This window comes from Variovorax sp. PMC12 (assembly GCF_003019815.1).
In the GTDB taxonomy this organism is placed as follows: domain Bacteria; phylum Pseudomonadota; class Gammaproteobacteria; order Burkholderiales; family Burkholderiaceae_C; genus Variovorax.
Genome location: NZ_CP027774.1, coordinates 747149 through 764457, shown reverse-complemented (window position 1 = coordinate 764457; position 17309 = coordinate 747149). Strand labels below are relative to the sequence as shown.

The window sequence follows — 17309 nt, the reverse complement described above, 5'->3', positions numbered from 1 at the left end:
ACGTGGAACCCGCCCGGTCAGCTCGGCTCGGCGCTCTTGAACAGCGCAGCAACCTTGCGCTTGCTCTTGATGTTGCTCGAGATGCCGCGCGCGGGAGTGGCCTTGGCAGCGGCTTCCCAGGCCGGCGTCGCGTCGGGTTCGCCCGGCTCGTAGGGCTTGTCGAAGAACGGGTCACGCGGCGCCGCGGGCGCGCGGTGCGGGCGTCCGCCGCCGCGGCGAGCATCGCCGCCCAGGCTGGCGCGTTCGCGCGGCTGGTCGAGCACGTCGCGTGCGTCGCCCGCTTCGCCTTCCTCGCGCCAGTGGCGGCGTCCGTCGTTGATGCGGCCGCGCGGGCGGTCTTCCTCGAACTCGACGGGCTCGAGATCGATCTTCTTCTTGATCAGCTTCTCGATGTCGGCCACCAGGCGCACGTCGTTGCCGCCGCTGGCAAAGCTCACGGCCAGCCCCGAGGCGCCGGCGCGGCCCGTGCGGCCGATGCGGTGCACGTAGTCTTCGGCGTTGAACGGAATGTCGAAGTTGAAGACGGCGGGCACGTCCTTGATGTCGAGACCGCGGGCCGCGACGTCGGTGCACACCAGCAGGTCGACCTCGCCGGCCTTGAACGAGGCCAGGGCCTTCAGGCGTTCGTCCTGGCTCTTGTCGCCGTGCAGCGCGGTGGTGCGCAGACCGTCGCGCTCCAGCGAGCGTGCGAGGCGCGCGCAACCGAGCTTGCTGTTGACGAACACGAAGGCCTGCGTGATGCCGCGCTGGCGCACGATCTGCTTGAGCGCGCGGCGCTTGTCGTCGTCGCTCACGCTGTAGAAGTGCTGCTCGACGGTGGAAGCTGTCTCGTTGGGGCGCGCCACCTCGATGGTGACCGGGTTCTGCAGGTAGCTGCCGGCCAGCCGCTTGATTTCGGGGGAGAACGTGGCCGAGAACAGCAGCGTGGTGCGCTGCTTGGGCAGGTAGCTCAGGATGCGCTGCAGGTCGGGCAGGAAGCCGATGTCGAGCATGCGGTCGGCTTCGTCGAGGACCACGTATTCGACCTGGTTGAGCACCGCGTTCTTGGCCTCGATGTGATCGAGCAGCCGGCCCGGCGTGGCCACCAGGACTTCGACGCCCTTCTTCAGCTCCAGCGTCTGCGGCTTCATGTCGATGCCGCCGAATACGACCGTGCTGCGCAGGTTGGTGTACTTGGCGTACAGCTTGACCTGTTGCGCGACCTGGTCGGCCAGTTCGCGCGTGGGCAGCAGCACCAGGGCCCGGACCGGATGCCGCGCGGGCGAGGTCGAGGCGTTTTCATGCTTGAGCATGCGCTGCAGCAACGGCAGCGAGAACGCCGCGGTCTTGCCGGTGCCGGTCTGGGCGGCGCCCATCACATCCTGCCCGGAAAGCACGACCGGAATGGCCTGCTCCTGGATCGGTGTCATGGTCTCGTAGCCCATTTCGGCCACGGCGCGCGCCAGCGGTTCCGCCAGCGATAGATTGGAGAAGGAACTTGTCATTGAGCCCTCTATTGTCGCACTGCCGCAAAAAACAGCAGTGACCGCGCCGTGACAACGTCCGTGCCGGCGGAATTGCTATTTATTTAATAGCATGCAAGGCAGCAGGCGCGGGCCCTGCGGGCCCTTCGATCTCAAAGGCTGCGCGCGTTGAAGGTGTCGCAGGCCTTGATGTCGCCGCTCTGGTAGCCCGCGCCGAACCACCTTTGGCGCTGTGCGCTGGTGCCGTGGGTGAAGCTGTCGGGCACCACCGCACGGCCCGCGGAGCGCTGCAGGGCGTCGTCGCCGATCTTCTGCGCGGCGTTCATGGCGGATTCGATGTCGCCCGGGTCGAGCCACTTCTTCGACTCCTGCGAATGGTGGGCCCACACGCCCGCGAAGCAGTCGGCCTGCAGCTCCACGCGCACGCTCATGGCGTTGTTCTGGGTCTGGCTCAGGCGATTGCGCATGCCGTCGACCTTGGCGGTGATGCCGAGTTCGTCCTGCACGTGGTGGCCGACCTCGTGCGCGATGACGTAGGCCTGCGCGAACTCGCCCGGTGCGCCGAGCTGGTTCTTCAGGGTGTCGTAGAAACCGAGGTCGATGTAGACCTTCTGGTCGCCGGGGCAGTAGAACGGCCCCATGGCCGACTGGCCCGTGCCGCAGGCCGTGGGCGTGGCATTGCGGAACAGCACGAGGCGTGGCGCGTGGTACGTGCCGCCGTTCTGCTTGAAGATGTCGGTCCAGACCACCTCGGTGTTGCGCAGCACGGTCGAGACGAAGGCCGCTTCGCGGTCGTTCGCCGGCGGCTTGGGTGCCGGCCCCTGCTGGGGCTGCTGCTGCACCTGCGCAGGCCCTCCACCGCCGCTGAGCAGGCTCAGCACGGTGAGCGGGTTGATGCCGAAGACCCAGCCGGCGATCAGCGCGACCGCGACGGTGCCGATGCCGATGCTGCGCCCGCCGATGAAGCCGCCGCCACCGCCGCCGCCTTCACCGCGGCGGTCCTCGACGTTGTCCGATTGTTCGTTGCCTTCCCATCTCATCGCACGCTCCTTACCGGCCTTTTGCAGGAGTTGTCGCCGGTGACCGGAGGATGGTACTTGTCCCGGCGGCCACCGGGGTAACCGGCCGTCAGCGAAAGGCGCGGCGGCGGGTCAGGTTTTCGGCAGAGTCACGCCGCGCTGGCCCTGGTACTTGCCGCCGCGGTCCTTGTAGCTGGTCTCGCAGACCTCGTCACTCTCGAAGAACAGCACCTGCGCGCAGCCTTCGCCTGCGTAGATCTTCGCGGGCAGCGGCGTGGTGTTGCTGAATTCGAGCGTCACGTAGCCTTCCCATTCAGGCTCGAAGGGCGTGACGTTGACGATGATGCCGCAGCGCGCATAGGTGCTCTTGCCCAGGCAGATGGTGAGCACGTTGCGCGGGATGCGGAAGTACTCGACGGTGCGCGCCAGCGCGAAGCTGTTGGGCGGGATGATGCAGTAGTCGCCATGCATGTCGACGAAGCTCTTCTCGTCGAAATTCTTGGGGTCGACCACGGTGCTGTGGATGTTGGTGAAGACCTTGAACTCGGGCGCGCACCGGATGTCGTAGCCGTAGCTCGAGGTGCCGTAGCTGATGATCTTGTGGCCAGAGGACTCACGCACCTGGCCCGGTTCGAAGGGCTCGATCATTCCCTCGTTCTCGGCCATGCGCCGGATCCATTTGTCGCTCTTGATAGACATTGAAAAACACCCCAGTCTTCGCGCACTTCGTGTCGCTACGCCAACCCCTCAAGGGGCAACACCAGCGGCCCGGCAAAGCCGGTTCCGCGGTGTTCCTGGAAGAGGTTTCGCCGCGCTCGCTGGGTCGGCGATTGTGGCATGGGTGGGCTCGCCCTCTCGAGCCTCAGCCAGCCTGCGAGATCACCGTGCGCTCGACCACCCGGTCGTCGCCGAGCACGATCATCGCGAAGAGCATTTCCTCCAAGGTGTCGGCGCGTTTCGTCTTGCGCGCCAGCAGCGGCGTGGCCGCCGGGTCGAGCACCAGGAAGTCGGCTTCGCAGCCGGGCTGCAGGTTGCCGATGACGCCGTCGAGCCCCAGCGCGCGCGCGGCGCCGCCGGTGTGGCGCCACCAGAGCTCCGATGGCGCGATGCTCAGGCCGGTCTTGGTCTGGCCCTCGCGGCCCACGTAGTAGGCGGCCATCATCGTGTGGAACGGGCTAAAGCTGGTGCCGCCGCCCACGTCGCTGGCCAGTCCGTAGGGATAGCCCACGCGGTCGGCCGCGCCAAAGTCGAAGAAGCCGCTGCCCAGGAACAGGTTGCTGGTCGGGCTCACCGCGGCGGCGGTCTTCGTGTCACGCAGCAAGGCGCGGTCGGTGTCGTCGAGGTAGATGCAGTGCGCGTACACCGCACGCTCGCGCATCAGGCCGAAGCCGGCGTACACGTCGAGGTAGGAGCGCGCCTTCGGGTAGAGCTCGCGCACCCAGCTCACTTCGTCGCGGTTCTCCGCCACGTGCGACTGGATCCAGGTGTCGGCGTACCTGGCCGCCAGTTCGCCCGCGCCGCGCATCTGCGCATCGGTGCTCGCGGGCGCGAAACGCGGCGTGATGGCATAGCCCAGCCGGTCGGTGTTGTGCCACTTGCGGATCAGCGCCTCGCTGTCGATCAGGCTCTGCTCGGTCTGGTCGCGCACGCCGTCGGGCGAGTTGCGGTCCTGCAGCACCTTGCCCGTGATCATGCGCAGGCCGCGGCGCCGGGCGCCCTCGAAGAAGGCATCCACCGAGGCCACGTGCGAGGTCGCGAAGGTCAGCGAGGTGGTGACGCCGTTGCGCAGCAGCTCGTCGAAGAACACGTCGGCCACTTCGTTCGAGTGCGCGGGGTCGGCGAACCGGCTTTCCTCGGGGAAGGTGTAGTTCTCGAGCCAAGGCAGCAGCCCCGGCGAGGGCGAGCCGATGATGTCCGTCTGCGGGAAATGGATGTGCATGTCCACGAAGCCCGGCGCGAGGATGCGCCCGGGCAGGTGGGTCGTGTGGGCGTCCGGGTGGCGCGGCGCGACGGCGGCATGGCTGCCCGCATCGAGCACGCGCTGGCGGCCGGTGCTGTCGGGGGCGACGACCAGCAGGCCGTCTTCATCGAAAACAGGCTGGCCGTGGGCGTCGAATCGCAGGAGGGAGGCGCGGTAGGCTTTTTTCATCGTGGATGCGGAGGGTAATCGAGCCCCGGACAACCGCAATTTCCATGCGCATATGAGTGCTATATGCCGAACGCACTCCCGGCATTGCCGAATGCGGAGCCCATCCGCCACCACATCCTCAAATGGTTGATCCAATGACGAGTCATCGGCTATGATCCTTCGAGGCAACTCTCAGGCACAGCCACCCGCTCGATGGATCTAGACCTCACCCCCGACCAAGCCGCGTTCCGCGACGAAGTACGCCAGTTCGTGAAAGACCGGCTCCCCGCAGACATTCGCGAGCGCCTGCGCCTGGGCCATCCGCCGCGCAAACAGGACACCGTGACCTGGCAGCGCATCCTCAACGAGAAAGGCTGGGCGGCGCCGCATTGGCCGCGCGAGTTCGGCGGCGCCGAGCTCGGCCAGGCCGAGCGGCTGATCCTGCTCGACGAGCTGTTTCGCGCACCCGCGCCATTGCCGCAGGTGTTCAATGTCGGCATGCTCGGGCCGGTGCTGCTGAAGTTCGGCACCGAGGCGCAGAAGCGCTTCTTCATGCCGAAGCTCGCGAACCTCGACATCTGGTTCTGCCAGGGCTTCTCCGAGCCGGGCTCGGGCTCCGACCTGGCCTCGCTGCGCACCTCCGCCAGGCGCGAAGGCAACGAGTACGTCGTCAACGGCCAGAAGATTTGGACCACCACGGCGCACCTGGCCGACTGGGTGTTCGCGCTGGTGCGCACGGACAGCGAGGGCAAGAAGCAGCACGGCATCTCGTTCCTGCTGATCGACCTGCGCACGCCGGGAATCACCATTCGCCCGATCACGTCGATCGACGGCCAGCATCACCTGAACGAGGTCTTCTTCGACGAGGTTCGCGTGCCGCTCGACCACCTGGTCGGCGAGGAAGGCCGCGGCTGGGACTGCGCCAAATACCTGCTGATGAACGAGCGCACGGGCATCGCCAACGTGGGTCTGTGCCGGGAGCGGCTGGACTATGCCCGCGAACTCGCCGGCAAGCGCACCCAGGCCGGCAAGCCGCTGCTCGACAGCCCCAGGCTGCGCAGCGAAATCGCCATGCTCGACGCCGAGATCCGCGCGCTCGAAATCACCAACTGGCGCTTTCTGCTGTCGCCCGACACCGCGCAGAAGGTACCCGGCTTCGCTTCCGTGCTGAAGCTGAAGGGCACCGAGCTGCAGCAGGACATCGCCCAGCTGCTGCAACGCATCGCGGGGCCCGCGGCCATGGAGCGCCGCCCGCACGACGGCGAGGGCGCCGGGCATTGGGCGGGCCCGCTGGCCATGCGCTATTTCTACAGCCGCGCGGCCAGCATCTACGGCGGTACGAGCGAGGTCCAGAAGGACATTCTTTCCAAGACGATCCTGGGGTAGGTCACGATGAACTTCGAACTCAACGAAGAGCAGCAAGCGCTGCAGGGCAGCCTGGCCCGCCTGCTGGGCGACGTCTACGGTTTCGAGCAGCGCCGCGCCATCGCCGCCACGCCCGCCGGCTGGAGCCAGCCCGTGTGGCGGCAACTCGGCGAGCTCGGGCTCACCGCGCTTCCGTTGCCGCAGGCACACGGCGGCTTCGGCGGCGGCGCGGTCGACCTGCTGCCGGTGATGCAGGAGCTGGGCCGCGCGCTGTCGCTGGAGCCCTTTCTCGCATCGATCGTGCTCGGCGGCACCGCACTGCGGCTGGCCGGAAACGACGCCGTGCAGGCGCAGTTGCTGCCCGATGTGGCCAGCGGCGAAATTCGCCTGGCCTGGGCGCACGACGAAGCCGGCGGGCACCCGGCTGCACTGTGGGTGGAGACCACGGCACGGCAGGACGGCGGCCAATGGCGCCTCGACGGCGCCAAGTGCAATGTGTTGCACGCCACGGCCGCGCACCGGTTCGTGGTCAGCGCGCGCACCGCGGGCGCCCCGGGCGATGCGAACGGCCTCGCCCTCTTCCTGGTCGACGCCTCCGCCCAAGGCGTGGGTTGCCGCCCCCACCGCATGGTGGACGACACGCCGGGCGGTGAACTCCATTTCAGCGCGGCGGCGGCCTTGCCGCTCGGCGATCCGCGCGACGGCGCCACTGCGCTGAAGGCCATCGAGGGCACCCTGGCGGCTGGCACCGCGGCGGTTTGCGCCGATGCCGTGGGCGCCATGGAATCGGCCTACCGGCTCGCCATCGACTACCTGAACACACGCAAGCAGTTCGGCCGCCTGATCGGCGAAAACCAGGCGCTGCGCCACCGGGCGGCGGAGATGCTGGTCAGCCTCGAGATGTGCCGCAGCATGGCGATCGCCGCGGCCATTGCAGCGGACGGCCTCGATGCGCACGATGCTCGCGCCGACCTCGCGCGCGCCAAGCTGATGATCGGCCGGCATGGCCGCAGCCTCTGCCACGCAGCCATCCAGCTTCACGGCGGCATCGGCATGACCGAGGAATACGCCGTGGGCCACTGCCTGCGCCGCTTGACGCTGATCGACCAGCTCTTCGGCGACGTCGAGGCCCAGGCGACGCGGCTGGCGGAGATGCAATGAGCGAGGCAGTGTTCGAAACCATCCGCTGGGATCTTTCCGGGCCGGTCCTCACGCTCACGCTGTACCGCCCCGAGAAGCTCAACGCCATGACGCGCCTGATGCGTCGCGAGTTATGCCGGGCGCTCGACCTGGCCGACGCCGACGACGCCGTGCGCGCCATCGTCGTCACCGGCGCGGGCCGCGCCTTCTGCGCGGGGTTCGACCTGTCGGAAGGCGCGCGGGCTTTCGATACGTCGTCGCCGGCACGCGCGCCCGAGCCGGGGGAGGAGCCCGGCCGCGACGGCGGCGGCGTGCTCGCGCTGCGCCTGTTTGCCTGCACCAAGCCGCTGATCGGTGCGATCAACGGCGCGGCCGTGGGCATCGGCGCGTCGATGCTGCTGCCGATGGACGTGCGTATCGCGTCCAGCGACGCGCGCTTCGGCTTCGTGTTCGCGCGCCGGGGCGTCGTGCCCGACGCATGCGCCAGCTGGTTCCTGCCGCGCGTGGCGGGCATTTCGAAGGCGCTCGAATGGAGTCTGGGCGGCACGGTGTTCGATGCGGCCGAGGCACTGGCCGGCGGGCTCGTGAGCCAGGTGTGCGAACCGGGCGAACTGCTTGCGCGCGCGCAGGCAAAGGCACTGGACATCGCGGAGAACGCCGCGCCGGTGTCCGTGGCCCTCACGCGGCAACTGATGTGGCGCATGCTGGGCGCCAGCCACCCCATGGAAGCGCACCGGCTGGAGAGCGCGGCGCTCGAATCGCGCGGCGGCTCCGCCGACAGCGCGGAGGGCGTGACCTCGTTCAAGGAGAAGCGGCCCGCCAGGTTCCCGGACAAGGTGAGCACCGGCATGCCCGACTTCTATCCGTGGTGGACCGACCCCGCGTTCACTTGAAAGGCGGCGGCGACGGCCTTGCCCTGCGCTACCTGCGCCTGCTGCTCGCGCCCGCGCAGGCCAGGGGCTGCGACACCGAAGAACTGCTGCGCCGCTGCCACTTGACGCCCGCGCAGCTCGACAACCCTTCGCACGTGGTCACGCTGGTGCAATTCGCGCGCGCCCTGCGCGGCATGCAGCGCGCATTGCGCGACGAGATGATGGGCCTCGCCACACGGCCGGTGCGCGTGGGCACCTTCCTGCTCGTTGCCCGGCAGATGCTGCGTTGCGCCAACCTCGGCGAGGCGATGCGACTGGGCTGCAGCCTGTACCGCCTCGTACTGGACGACTTTGCGCCGAGGCTGCGCGTGGAGGGCGACACCGCAACGCTGGAAATCGTGGACCTCACGCCGCCCGACCGGTACCGCGCGACCGGCCACCTGGTGTTGCTGTATGGAGCGATCGGTCTCATGTCGTGGATGGTGCAGCGGCCAATCGCACTGCGCGAGGTGACGCTGCCCGTGTCCTACCCCGACCTTGCACCGGCCGACACCTTGTTCGAGGCGCCGCTTCGCCGGGGCACACCGAGCCGCATCGCGTTTGACGCGCGCTGGCTCGAAGCCCGATTGGTCGCCGACATGCAAGGCTTGAAGATCTTCATCCTCCATTGGCCGCTGCGGCGCGTGGCGCCCTACAGCGAGGATGTTCCCCTTGCATTGCAAGTGCGCCGCTGCCTGCGGCGCTGGGACATTGCCCAGTTGCCAGGCCTCAACGCGCTCGCCGCGACCATGGGCCAGACGGCCAAGGTGCTGCGCCGCAGGTTGCACGAGGAAGGCCAGAGCTATCGCGCCATCGTGGACTCGCTGCGGCGCGACACCGCCATGCGGCTGCTGAACCAGCCACAGCTGAGCGTGGCCGAGGTGGGCTACCGCCTGGGCTTCTCGGAGCCCAGCGCGTTCCATCGCGCCTTCAAGCGCGCCACGGGCATGACGCCGCTCGCGTACCGGCGCCTGCGCACCGGCCCGGCACTCAGTTGATGCTGTAGCCACCGTCCACCGTCAGTTCGGTGCCGGTGACGTAGGCCGACTCGTCGGCGCAGAGGAACGCGATCACGTTGGCCACGTCCGCAGGCTGCGCCATGCGCCCGAGCGGTGTGCGCTGCGCCACCATGCCGACCGCGGCCTCGATCGAGGGCAGCGGCACGCCGTGGCTGATCATGTCCTGCATCGAGCCGATGCCCAGCGGCGTTTCGACCAGGCCCGGATGCACCGAGTTCACCCGGATCTGCAGCCGCCCCAACTCGACGGCCAGGGCCTTCGTCATGAGCCGCACCGCGCCCTTCGAGGTGCAATAGGCCGAATGCATGCTCCCGCCCTTCTGTCCGAGGATGGACGAGATGTTGACGATGGAGGCCGTCGTGCCACGGTCCTTGCCTTCTCGAGCCGTGCTTGCCAGCAGCGCCTGTGCCGCCTGGCATCCGAGCCACACGCTGTCGACGTTCACCGATTGCTGCCGGCGGTAGAGCGCGAAGTCCGTTTCCTTGAATGGCCGCACGACCATCAGGCCGGCGCTGTTGACCAGTCCGTCAAGCCGTCCGGCCTGCCGCTCGATTTCGCCGATCACGCGTGTCCACGCGGCGGCATCGGTCACGTCATGCGCAAAGCTCGCGGCCCTGCCGCCTTCGGCCTCGATACGGCCTGCCGTCTCGGCAGCGCCGGCGCCGTCGAGGTCGCTCGCGAAAATGCGCGCGCCACCGCCCGCCAGGGTCAGGCAGGCCTGGCGCCCGATGCCGCTGGCCGCGCCGGTGACGAGGATGACTTTGTCTTTGAGTTGCATGATGGGTTCTCTTGTGCGTGTGGTTGTGTTGGGCTTCAGCAGCGCTCAGGCGGCCCGCCTGAGCGAAATCGTCTGCGGCTGGGTGTAGGTCATCAAACCCTCCAGGCCGTTCTCGACCCCCAGCCCCGACTGCTTGTGGCCCGCCATGGGCTTGTGCGGCGAAGCGGTCTGGATCTCGTTGATCCAGACCGTCCCGGTTTCCAGCCGCCGCGCGATGGCCAGCGCCTGCGCTTCGTCGCGGCACCAGACCGAGCCTGCCAACCCATACTCCGACGCATTCGCACGCGCGACCACCTCGTCCACGTCGCGGAACTTCAGCAGCGGCAGGATCGGTCCGAAAGGCTCTTCCCGCACGACGCGGGCGTCGTCCGGCGGGTTGTCGACCAGCGTCACCGGAAAGAAATAGCCGGGTCCGGACGCGGGCTCGCCGCCGCTGAGCAGCCGCAAACCGCGCTGGCGGCAGTCGGCCAGCAGCTCGCGCAGCCGGTCGAACTGCCGGCGGTTCTGCACGGGCCCCAGTTCCGCGCCCTCCGCGTCGCCTGGCGCCATGCGGGTGGCTTCAGCCAGTGCCACCAGCGCCTTCGCCATGCGCGCATAGATCGCCTCATGGATGTAGAGGCGCTTGGCGGCGATGCAGATCTGCCCGCTGTTGACGAAGGCGCCCCAGAACAATTCCTTGGCCACCGCGTCGACATCGACGTCGGGCATCACGATGGCGGCGTCGTTGCCGCCCAGCTCCAGCGTCAGGCGCTTGAGCGTGCCGGAGGCGCTACGCATCACGGCGCGGCCCGTGGCTGACGACCCGGTGAACGAGAGCTTGTCGAAGCCGTGGTGCGCCGACATTCGCGGGCCGAGCGATTCGCCTCCGCTGACGATGTTGAGCACGCCGGGCGGCAGGACCTCGCGCAGCAACTCACCCAGGCGCAGCGTGACGAGCGGCGTAAACGGCGAGGGCTTCAGCACCATCGTGTTGCCGGCGAGCAGGCCCGGCGCAATCTTCCAGGCGGCAAGCACCACCGGGTAGTTCCACGGCACCATGGCCCCCACCACTCCCACCGGTACGCGGCGCACCGCCACGTGGGCTTGCGCGGTGTCCTGCAGTACCAGCTCCGGCAGCGCCATCTTCGCAAACTCGGCATACCAGTGCGCGGCCACCGCAACCTCGGAGCGGGCACGCGCCAGCGGCTTTCCCTGTTCGCGCGTCAGGAGCCTCGCCAGTTCTTCCTGGTTGGCCATGTAGATGCCCGCCACACGGGCCAGCATGGCCTGGCGCTCGCCCCAGGGCAGTGCCGCCCAGGCGGGAAAGGCATCGCGTGCCGCCTGCACGGCGGCATCGAGCTGCGCATCGCTCGCATCGGGCGCCTGCGCGAACACCTGGCCGATGGCAGGGTCGACCACGTCGAATGTCTGTGTGGCCCGCACCGCGCGACCGCCGATGGTCATGGCCGGTGCCGGCAGGACCTGCGTTTCGGGTCGGATCGTCATGCGGCCGCTCCCGCCGGCTGCGCATCCGTCGCGCTCGCCGCCAGGGGGGTGGTGCGCACCTGCAGCGCCTTCAACCCACCGACCTGGTTGCTCGCGATGAAAGCCGGCTCGCCCATCAGTTCGATGTGCGCGGTGCGCGCGAGCAGCTCCGTGAAGAACGCCCGCATGCTGCTGCGCGCCAGGTTCTGCCCGAGGCATGCATGCACGCTGAACCCGAACGCGATCTGCCGATTGGGCGCGCGGTCGACGCGAAAGGCCCTGGGGTCGTCGAACACCTCCTCGTCGAAGTTGGCGCAGTGATACATCAATGCCACTTCGTCGCCGGCGCGGATGGTCTTGCCGCGCAGTTCGTAGTCGCGCGTGGCCGTACGCACGAAATGCTTCACCGGGCTGCCATGGCGAAACATCTCTTCCACCGCCGACGCCATCAGCTCCGGCCGCGCGCGCAGGCGCTCCAGCTCACCGGGTTGGCGCAACAGGTTGTACAGGCCGCTGCCCATCGAGGAACTGGTGGTGTCATGCCCGGCGGTCGCCAGGATGACGTAGTACGACACCGCTTCCATCGTCTCCAGCGGCTTGCCGTCGACCTGTGCATGGGCGATCAGCGAGCCCAGGTCGTCTGCGAGGGGCGCTGCGCGGCGTTCTGCCAGCATCTTGCCGAAGTAGGTGAAATACTCCCGCGCCACCGCGCCCTTGCCCTGGGCCTCGGGGCCGTCGCGCTTGAGGGTCGCGTCCTTGGGCGCCAGAAACTGCTGCGTGAGCTTCAGCAGGTAGGCGTGGACTTTCTCGGGCACCGCGAGCAGGGTCATGATGATCTGAAGCGGGAACCAGACCGCGATCTCGTTGCAGAACTCGCATCCGTCGGCGCGTTCGAGCATCCGCCCGACCAACGCCCGCGCGCGGTCCTGGATGATGGTCTCCAGCCGCTTGATGTTGGCGGGCATGAAGAACGACTGCGTCAGCCCGCGGTATTTCCTGTGGTCCGGGTCGTCCATGTGGATCATGGTGCGCACCAGCTTGCCGCCCGTGGCCGCCGTCTCGGCGATGCGCACGCGCAGGTCCTCGTCGTCCAGCAGGAAGGTCTTGGGCGCGGCGACGAACACGTCGGGGTGCCTGCCGACCTCGACCACGTCGGCGTGCTTGCTCACGGCCCAGAACGGCGGATGGCCGGGCGCCTGTGTCCAGTGCAGCGGGTCTTCGCGGCGCAGCCTGTCGAACACTGCATGCATGCGCAGCGGATCTGCGTAGAGCTGGTGGCTGGCTATTTCACCGTCGATGTCGGAAATGCTCATCGGGTCTGTCTCCTAGGGTTGTCGAAATGCGTGAACTGTCAGAGGTCGAGGACCAGTTCGCCGCCGAACGCGCGCGAACAGCACGGCATGAAGCAGTCGTTGCGCTGCCGGTCCTCTTGCGTGAGGTAGTGGTCCCTGTGGTCGGGCGTGCCGCGCAGCACCGTGGTCACGCAGGTGCCGCAAACGCCCTGCTCGCACGACATCACCAGCGGCACGCCCGCTTCCTGCAATGCCTGGGCCGCGCTCTGGCCCGCGTTCACCGCGATGCGGCGGCCGCTCGACGCCAGAACCAGGTCGAAGACGCCGTCGGCGACAGTCCCTTTTGCGATCGCGGGCGCGGCGAAGTACTCGCGGTGCAACTGGCTCTCGGCCCAGCCCAGGCGCTGCGCGGTCGACATCGCATGCGCAATGAAGCCCGCCGGCCCGCACACGTAGACATGGGTGTGCGCATCCGGGCGCGCCAGCACGCGCTCTGCGTCGAAGCGCTGCGATGCGGGTCCGTCATCATGGTGAAGCTGCGTGTTCGCCGCGAAGCGCGAGCTGGCGATGCGTTGCGCGAACGCCGTGCGGGCCGCGTCGCGCGTGCAATAGTGCAAGCTGAAATCCGCCTGGCGCGACGCCAGCAGCTCGGCCATCGCCAATAGCGGCGTGATGCCTATGCCGCCACCGAGCAGGATGCTCCGCCGCGCGGCCGGACTCATGGCGAACGCATTGCGCGGCTTGCTGGCGCGCAGGGTCATGCCGGGCACCAGGTGCCGGTGCAGTGCGGCCGAACCACCATGCGGGTCCGCACCGTGCAGCACCGCGATCAGGTAACGGTCGCGCTCGCCCGGGTCGTTGCACAGCGAATAGGCGCGCGTCATGCCGGGCGCGGCTTCCACGAGCAGATGGGCGCCGGGGTCGAACGGCGGCAGCGCCAGGCCTTCGGGATGTCTCAGCTCGAATGAAACGATGCCCTGCGCCTCGTCGCGCCGTGCCGCGACCCGCAGCGCGATGCGCGACGCCGGGTCGTCGGTGTCCGCCACGGTACCGGGCGCAAGGGCTGTGTCTTGGTCTGCGCGCATGCTTGTCTCCGTTCTCGATGTCGTTGCGGCGCAGGTTAGATCGCGCAAGCCTCGCGGACCATGACCGCAAGCGCCCGCCAAACAGGCCGAAATGCCCCGCCGCACGAGCCATGGTGGCTGCGCATTCCAGCCAACGACTTTGCGCGCAACGGTCATTGAGCCAGCTGCGGCGCAGGCCCACACTGGCCATTGCGCACCGCTGGGTTCGGCATGACAGGGCCGCACCGCATGGGTCCGCGGCCTTTCCCCAGAAAAACGGAGACACCATGACACTCAACCGCCGCCAGGTGCTGGCGCTGGCGGCTTCCTTGCCCGCGCTGAATGCAGCCGTCGCACAGGACGCCCCCTGGCCGTCGAAGGCCATCACCATCGTGCTGCCCTTTCCCGCGGGCGGGCAGACGGACGCCATCGCCCGGTCCTTGGGCCGCCGCATGGAGGCAGAACTGGGGCAGCCGGTCATCGTGGACAACCGGCCCGGCGCCAACTCCCTGATCGGCTCCAGCCTGGTCGCGCGCGCGCCGGCCGATGGCTACACGCTGCTGATGAACATGACCGCGCTGGTCAGCAACCCCATCGTGCTGCCCAACGTCAACTACGACGCACTGAAAGACTTCGCGCCGGTCGCCCGGCTGTATGAGAACGCGGCCATCTGGGCCGTGCCGCCGCAAGGCGCCAGGACGCTGGAGAGCTTCATCCAGCAGGCCAAGGCCGCCAAGGCGCCGTTGAGCTTCGGCACCACCGGGCATGCCTCCAGCTCGCACTTCTTCGGCGAGATGCTGGCGCGCAGCGCGGGCATCACGATGAACCACATTCCCTACAAGGGAGAGGCCCCCATGCTTCCCGACCTGCTGGGCGACCGCCTGAATGCCGCCGTCGTCTCCAGCACGACCGCGGTGCAGTACGGGCGCGATGGCCGCATTCGCGCGCTGGCCGCCTCCGGGCGCACGCGCTGGAAGGGCCTCCCGGACATCCCCACCTTCGAGGAGCTCGGCGTTCCGGGCATCAGCACCGAAACCTTCTGCGGCATCTTCGCCCCCGCGCGCACGCCGCAGCCGGTGGTCGACCGGCTGAGCGCCGTCATCTACAAGATCATGGCCACGCCGGAGTTCGGCCAGGACATGGCGAACAACGCGCTGGAAGTCGCCGCGCCGCTCTCGCCCGCGGCCTTCGGCGACGTCATGAGAAAAGCCAGGCAGCAATGGATCGCCATCAAGAAGGACAGCTCGATCCGCATCGAGTAAGCGAACGCCACCGGAGACACGCCTGAATGAAAACGCTGCTGGTGCGCGGATACGGCCCCGAAGACAGAATCCGGCTCGAAGACGCGGCCATCCCCGAACCTTCCGCAGGCCAGGTGCGCGTCAGGGTCCGCGCCTGCGGCATCTCCTTCGTCGACCTGTTGCTTGCACGGGGTGGGTACCAGGTCAGACCTCCCACGCCCTTTGTCCCGGGCAGCGAATTCAGCGGTGTGGTGGATGCCCTGGGTGACGGTGCCGACGGCCGGCTGCGGTTGGGCGACCGCGTCTGCGGCACGCGCATGGGGGCGTGGTCCGAATACATCTGCATTCCCCAATCGCTGGCGTTCGGGCTGCCGCCGCAGGCGGACTTGATAGAAGCCTCGGTGCTTCTCGCGCCCTACCTCACGTCGCTGTACGCGCTGCAATCGCGCGCCCAGCTCTCCCCCGGCGAAACCCTGCTCGTGCTGGGAGCGGCCGGCAGCGTGGGGCATGCCGCGGTGCAGCTCGGCAAGATTCTCGGCGCCCGCGTGATCGCCGCCGCATCGACCGATACGAAGCGCAGCTCGGCACTGGCCGCCGGAGCCGATGCGGTGGTGGACACCACCGGCGACTGGAAAGCCGCCGTCAAGGCGCTGACCGCCCCAGGCGGCGTGGACGTCGTGTACGACCCGATCGGGGGCGATGCGACAGATGCGGCGTTTCGCACCCTCGCCTGGGGCGGACGCCACCTGATGGTGGGCTTCGCGGGCGGGGAGATCGGCGTGCTGAAGTCGAACCTGAGCATCGTCAAGGGCGCTTCGCTGGTGGGCGTGGACGCGCGGCAGGCGGGCGAACGCACACCGGCGCTGATGCATGCGCTGCGCACCGAGGTGCTGGCGCTCCATGGGCAAGGCCGCATTCGACCGCTGGTGAGCCATGTGCTGCCGGTCGAGCGCTTCGACGAGGCGGCCGAAAAGACCAACGACCGCGCCGGCTTCGGCCGCGTGGTCTTCACCTTCGACGATGGCGCGCGGCAGGACGCCTGAACCAGCGCGTGCGGTTTGCTGATTGCAGCGGATGCGTTGCTTGCTCATTCCCGCCAACGACATTGCGCTCATCCGTCATTGAGCTTGCCGCACTGCCCACACACACTGGGTGCAGCACGGGCGAAGCCACTCGCAACGCCCCCGACACGTCTACCGAAAGAAGGAAAAATACATGCAGGAAGCAATGATCTTCGATGCACTGCGCACACCACGCGGCAAGGGCAAGGCCGATGGCAGCCTGTACGAAGTCAACCCCGTCGCGCTGCTTGGCGGGCTGATGCGGGCGCTGCAGCGCCGCAACGACCTCGACACCGCCCAGATCGAGGACACCCTCATCGGCTGCGTGCAGCCCTACGGCGAGCAAAGCATGTGCATCGGCAAGACCGCGGCGCTCTATGCGGGCTGGGACTGGCGCGTGCCGGGCGTGCAGCTCGACCGCTACTGCGGCTCGGGCCTGGAGGCCGTCAACATCGCGGCGCAGAAAGTGCGATCGGGCTGGGAAGACCTGGTGGTCGCGGGTGGCGTGGAGTCGATGTCGCGCATTGCAATGGGGGGCGCACCCAATGCGCGCGACACCTACCCGCCGCTCAACTTCCGGCTGCAGCCGGTGCCACAGGGCATCGGCGCCGACCTGATCGCCACGCTGGACGGCCACAGCCGCGACGATGTCGATGCCTTCGCCGCCGCCTCCCAGCGCAAGGCCGCGAACGCGCGCAGCCAGGGCTGGTTCGACCGCTCGGTCGTGCCGGTGACGGACGCGAACGGCCTTGCCGTGCTCGCGCAGGACGAGTACATCCGCCCCGACACCACCGCCGACTCGCTCGGCCGCCTCAAGCCGGCGTTCGCCCAGCAGGGCGAGTTCGGCTTCGATGCCATCGCGCAGTTCAAGTACCCGCAGGTCGACCGCATCCGCCACGTGCATACGGCCGGCAATTCGTCGGGCATCGTGGACGGCGCTTCGCTGATGCTGATCGGCACCGAGGCCAAGGGCCGCGAACTGGGCCTCGTGCCGCGCGCGCGCGTCCTGTCAGTTGGCGTGGTCGGTGCCGAGCCCACCATCATGCTGGCCGGACCCGCGCCCGCCAGCCGCATCGCGCTGCGCAAGGCCGGCCTCACCGTGGACGACATCGACCTGTTCGAAGTCAACGAGGCTTTCGCATCGGTGGTGCTGCGCTTCATGAGCGACATGCAGGTGCCGCCCGAGAAGGTGAACGTGAACGGCGGTGCCATCGCATTGGGACACCCGCTGGGCGCCACCGGCTGCATGCTGCTGGGCACCCTGCTCGACGAACTGGAGCGCCGGCAGCTCAAGCGCGGCCTGGTCACGCTGTGCGTGGCCGGCGGCATGGGCATCGCCACCATCATCGAACGACTCTGAGCAA

15 protein-coding genes are annotated in these 17309 nt (G+C 68.4%); 7 read left to right on the top strand and 8 right to left on the bottom strand.

Annotated features, from left to right (window positions below):
• Positions 1-17 precede the first annotated feature (17 nt).
• The 4 genes from C4F17_RS30940 to guaD all read right to left on the bottom strand — a co-directional run bounded on the left by C4F17_RS30940 (position 18) and on the right by guaD (position 4631).
• The gene (locus C4F17_RS30940; RefSeq protein WP_081268869.1) at positions 18-1484 is read right to left on the bottom strand and encodes a DEAD/DEAH box helicase; all 1467 of its coding nucleotides are present in this window, start codon (positions 1482-1484) and stop codon (positions 18-20) included.
• A gap of 131 nt (positions 1485-1615) precedes the next feature.
• Positions 1616-2503, bottom strand: a complete 888-nt coding sequence (gene ypfJ, locus C4F17_RS30935; RefSeq protein WP_081268870.1) for a KPN_02809 family neutral zinc metallopeptidase — start codon at positions 2501-2503, stop codon at positions 1616-1618.
• Positions 2504-2614: 111 nt separating this feature from the next.
• On the bottom strand, positions 2615-3181 hold the full coding sequence (gene dcd / locus C4F17_RS30930) for a dCTP deaminase (RefSeq protein WP_056519644.1): 567 nt from the start codon (positions 3179-3181) through the stop codon (positions 2615-2617).
• A 163-nt stretch (positions 3182-3344) separates the two neighbouring features.
• Positions 3345-4631 (bottom strand): guanine deaminase, encoded by a 1287-nt coding sequence (guaD, locus tag C4F17_RS30920; protein WP_106938218.1) that lies wholly within the window; start codon positions 4629-4631, stop codon positions 3345-3347.
• 192 nt (positions 4632-4823) lie between these two features.
• Between guaD and C4F17_RS30915 the strand changes: the two genes are divergently transcribed.
• The 4 genes from C4F17_RS30915 to C4F17_RS30900 are packed head-to-tail and all read left to right on the top strand — an operon-like array spanning position 4824 to position 9024.
• Entirely contained in the window at positions 4824-5996 is a 1173-nt protein-coding gene (locus tag C4F17_RS30915) for an acyl-CoA dehydrogenase family protein (protein ID WP_081268872.1), read from the top strand.
• Positions 5997-6002: 6 nt separating this feature from the next.
• Positions 6003-7136 carry an acyl-CoA dehydrogenase family protein gene (locus C4F17_RS30910; RefSeq protein WP_106938217.1) on the top strand — a complete coding sequence of 378 codons (1134 nt, stop codon included), beginning with the start codon at positions 6003-6005 and terminating at the stop codon, positions 7134-7136.
• A complete protein-coding gene (locus tag C4F17_RS30905) occupies positions 7133-8008 on the top strand; it encodes an enoyl-CoA hydratase-related protein (protein WP_106938216.1) in 876 nt (291 codons plus the stop codon). Before C4F17_RS30910 ends, C4F17_RS30905 begins: the two co-directional genes overlap by 4 nt.
• The gene (locus C4F17_RS30900) at positions 7981-9024 is read left to right on the top strand and encodes an AraC family transcriptional regulator (protein ID WP_106938215.1); all 1044 of its coding nucleotides are present in this window, start codon (positions 7981-7983) and stop codon (positions 9022-9024) included. Before C4F17_RS30905 ends, C4F17_RS30900 begins: the two co-directional genes overlap by 28 nt.
• On the opposite strand, the gene C4F17_RS30895 is transcribed toward C4F17_RS30900, so the two are convergent.
• From C4F17_RS30895 to C4F17_RS30880, 4 genes are read right to left on the bottom strand one after another with little or no spacing between them, the layout of a single operon-like run.
• On the bottom strand, positions 9017-9823 hold the full coding sequence (locus C4F17_RS30895; RefSeq protein WP_106938214.1) for an SDR family NAD(P)-dependent oxidoreductase: 807 nt from the start codon (positions 9821-9823) through the stop codon (positions 9017-9019). The two genes, C4F17_RS30900 and C4F17_RS30895, sit on opposite strands and share 8 nt — an antisense overlap.
• Positions 9824-9868: 45 nt before the next feature.
• Positions 9869-11308 (bottom strand): aldehyde dehydrogenase family protein, encoded by a 1440-nt coding sequence (locus tag C4F17_RS30890; protein ID WP_199852002.1) that lies wholly within the window; start codon positions 11306-11308, stop codon positions 9869-9871.
• Complete coding sequence (locus C4F17_RS30885; RefSeq protein ID WP_106938213.1) at positions 11305-12600, bottom strand: cytochrome P450; 1296 nt, start codon at positions 12598-12600, stop codon at positions 11305-11307. Before C4F17_RS30885 ends, C4F17_RS30890 begins: the two co-directional genes overlap by 4 nt.
• Positions 12601-12638: 38 nt before the next feature.
• Entirely contained in the window at positions 12639-13664 is a 1026-nt protein-coding gene (locus tag C4F17_RS30880) for a PDR/VanB family oxidoreductase (RefSeq protein ID WP_106938212.1), read from the bottom strand.
• A gap of 266 nt (positions 13665-13930) precedes the next feature.
• Between C4F17_RS30880 and C4F17_RS30875 the strand changes: the two genes are divergently transcribed.
• The 3 genes from C4F17_RS30875 (at position 13931) to C4F17_RS30865 (ending at position 17305) form a co-directional block, all read left to right on the top strand.
• Positions 13931-14905 (top strand): tripartite tricarboxylate transporter substrate binding protein, encoded by a 975-nt coding sequence (locus tag C4F17_RS30875; protein ID WP_106938211.1) that lies wholly within the window; start codon positions 13931-13933, stop codon positions 14903-14905.
• 26 nt (positions 14906-14931) lie between these two features.
• The gene (locus C4F17_RS30870) at positions 14932-15927 is read left to right on the top strand and encodes an NADPH:quinone oxidoreductase family protein (RefSeq protein WP_106938210.1); all 996 of its coding nucleotides are present in this window, start codon (positions 14932-14934) and stop codon (positions 15925-15927) included.
• A gap of 172 nt (positions 15928-16099) precedes the next feature.
• On the top strand, positions 16100-17305 hold the full coding sequence (locus C4F17_RS30865; RefSeq protein ID WP_106938209.1) for an acetyl-CoA C-acetyltransferase: 1206 nt from the start codon (positions 16100-16102) through the stop codon (positions 17303-17305).
• The last annotated feature ends 4 nt before the right edge of the window (positions 17306-17309 follow it).

Coding starts and splice junctions, on each gene's coding strand:
- C4F17_RS30910 (WP_106938217.1), top strand. CDS start 6,003: ATGAACTTCGAACTCAACGAAGAGCAGCAAGCGCTGCAGGGCAGCCTG.
- C4F17_RS30870 (WP_106938210.1), top strand. CDS start 14,932: ATGAAAACGCTGCTGGTGCGCGGATACGGCCCCGAAGACAGAATCCGG.
- C4F17_RS30885 (WP_106938213.1), bottom strand. CDS start 12,600: ATGAGCATTTCCGACATCGACGGTGAAATAGCCAGCCACCAGCTCTAC.
- C4F17_RS30890 (WP_199852002.1), bottom strand. CDS start 11,308: ATGACGATCCGACCCGAAACGCAGGTCCTGCCGGCACCGGCCATGACC.
- C4F17_RS30895 (WP_106938214.1), bottom strand. CDS start 9,823: ATGCAACTCAAAGACAAAGTCATCCTCGTCACCGGCGCGGCCAGCGGC.
- ypfJ (WP_081268870.1), bottom strand. CDS start 2,503: ATGAGATGGGAAGGCAACGAACAATCGGACAACGTCGAGGACCGCCGC.
- guaD (WP_106938218.1), bottom strand. CDS start 4,631: ATGAAAAAAGCCTACCGCGCCTCCCTCCTGCGATTCGACGCCCACGGC.
- C4F17_RS30875 (WP_106938211.1), top strand. CDS start 13,931: ATGACACTCAACCGCCGCCAGGTGCTGGCGCTGGCGGCTTCCTTGCCC.
- C4F17_RS30880 (WP_106938212.1), bottom strand. CDS start 13,664: ATGCGCGCAGACCAAGACACAGCCCTTGCGCCCGGTACCGTGGCGGAC.
- C4F17_RS30940 (WP_081268869.1), bottom strand. CDS start 1,484: ATGACAAGTTCCTTCTCCAATCTATCGCTGGCGGAACCGCTGGCGCGC.
- C4F17_RS30915 (WP_081268872.1), top strand. CDS start 4,824: ATGGATCTAGACCTCACCCCCGACCAAGCCGCGTTCCGCGACGAAGTA.
- C4F17_RS30865 (WP_106938209.1), top strand. CDS start 16,100: ATGCAGGAAGCAATGATCTTCGATGCACTGCGCACACCACGCGGCAAG.
- dcd (WP_056519644.1), bottom strand. CDS start 3,181: ATGTCTATCAAGAGCGACAAATGGATCCGGCGCATGGCCGAGAACGAG.
- C4F17_RS30905 (WP_106938216.1), top strand. CDS start 7,133: ATGAGCGAGGCAGTGTTCGAAACCATCCGCTGGGATCTTTCCGGGCCG.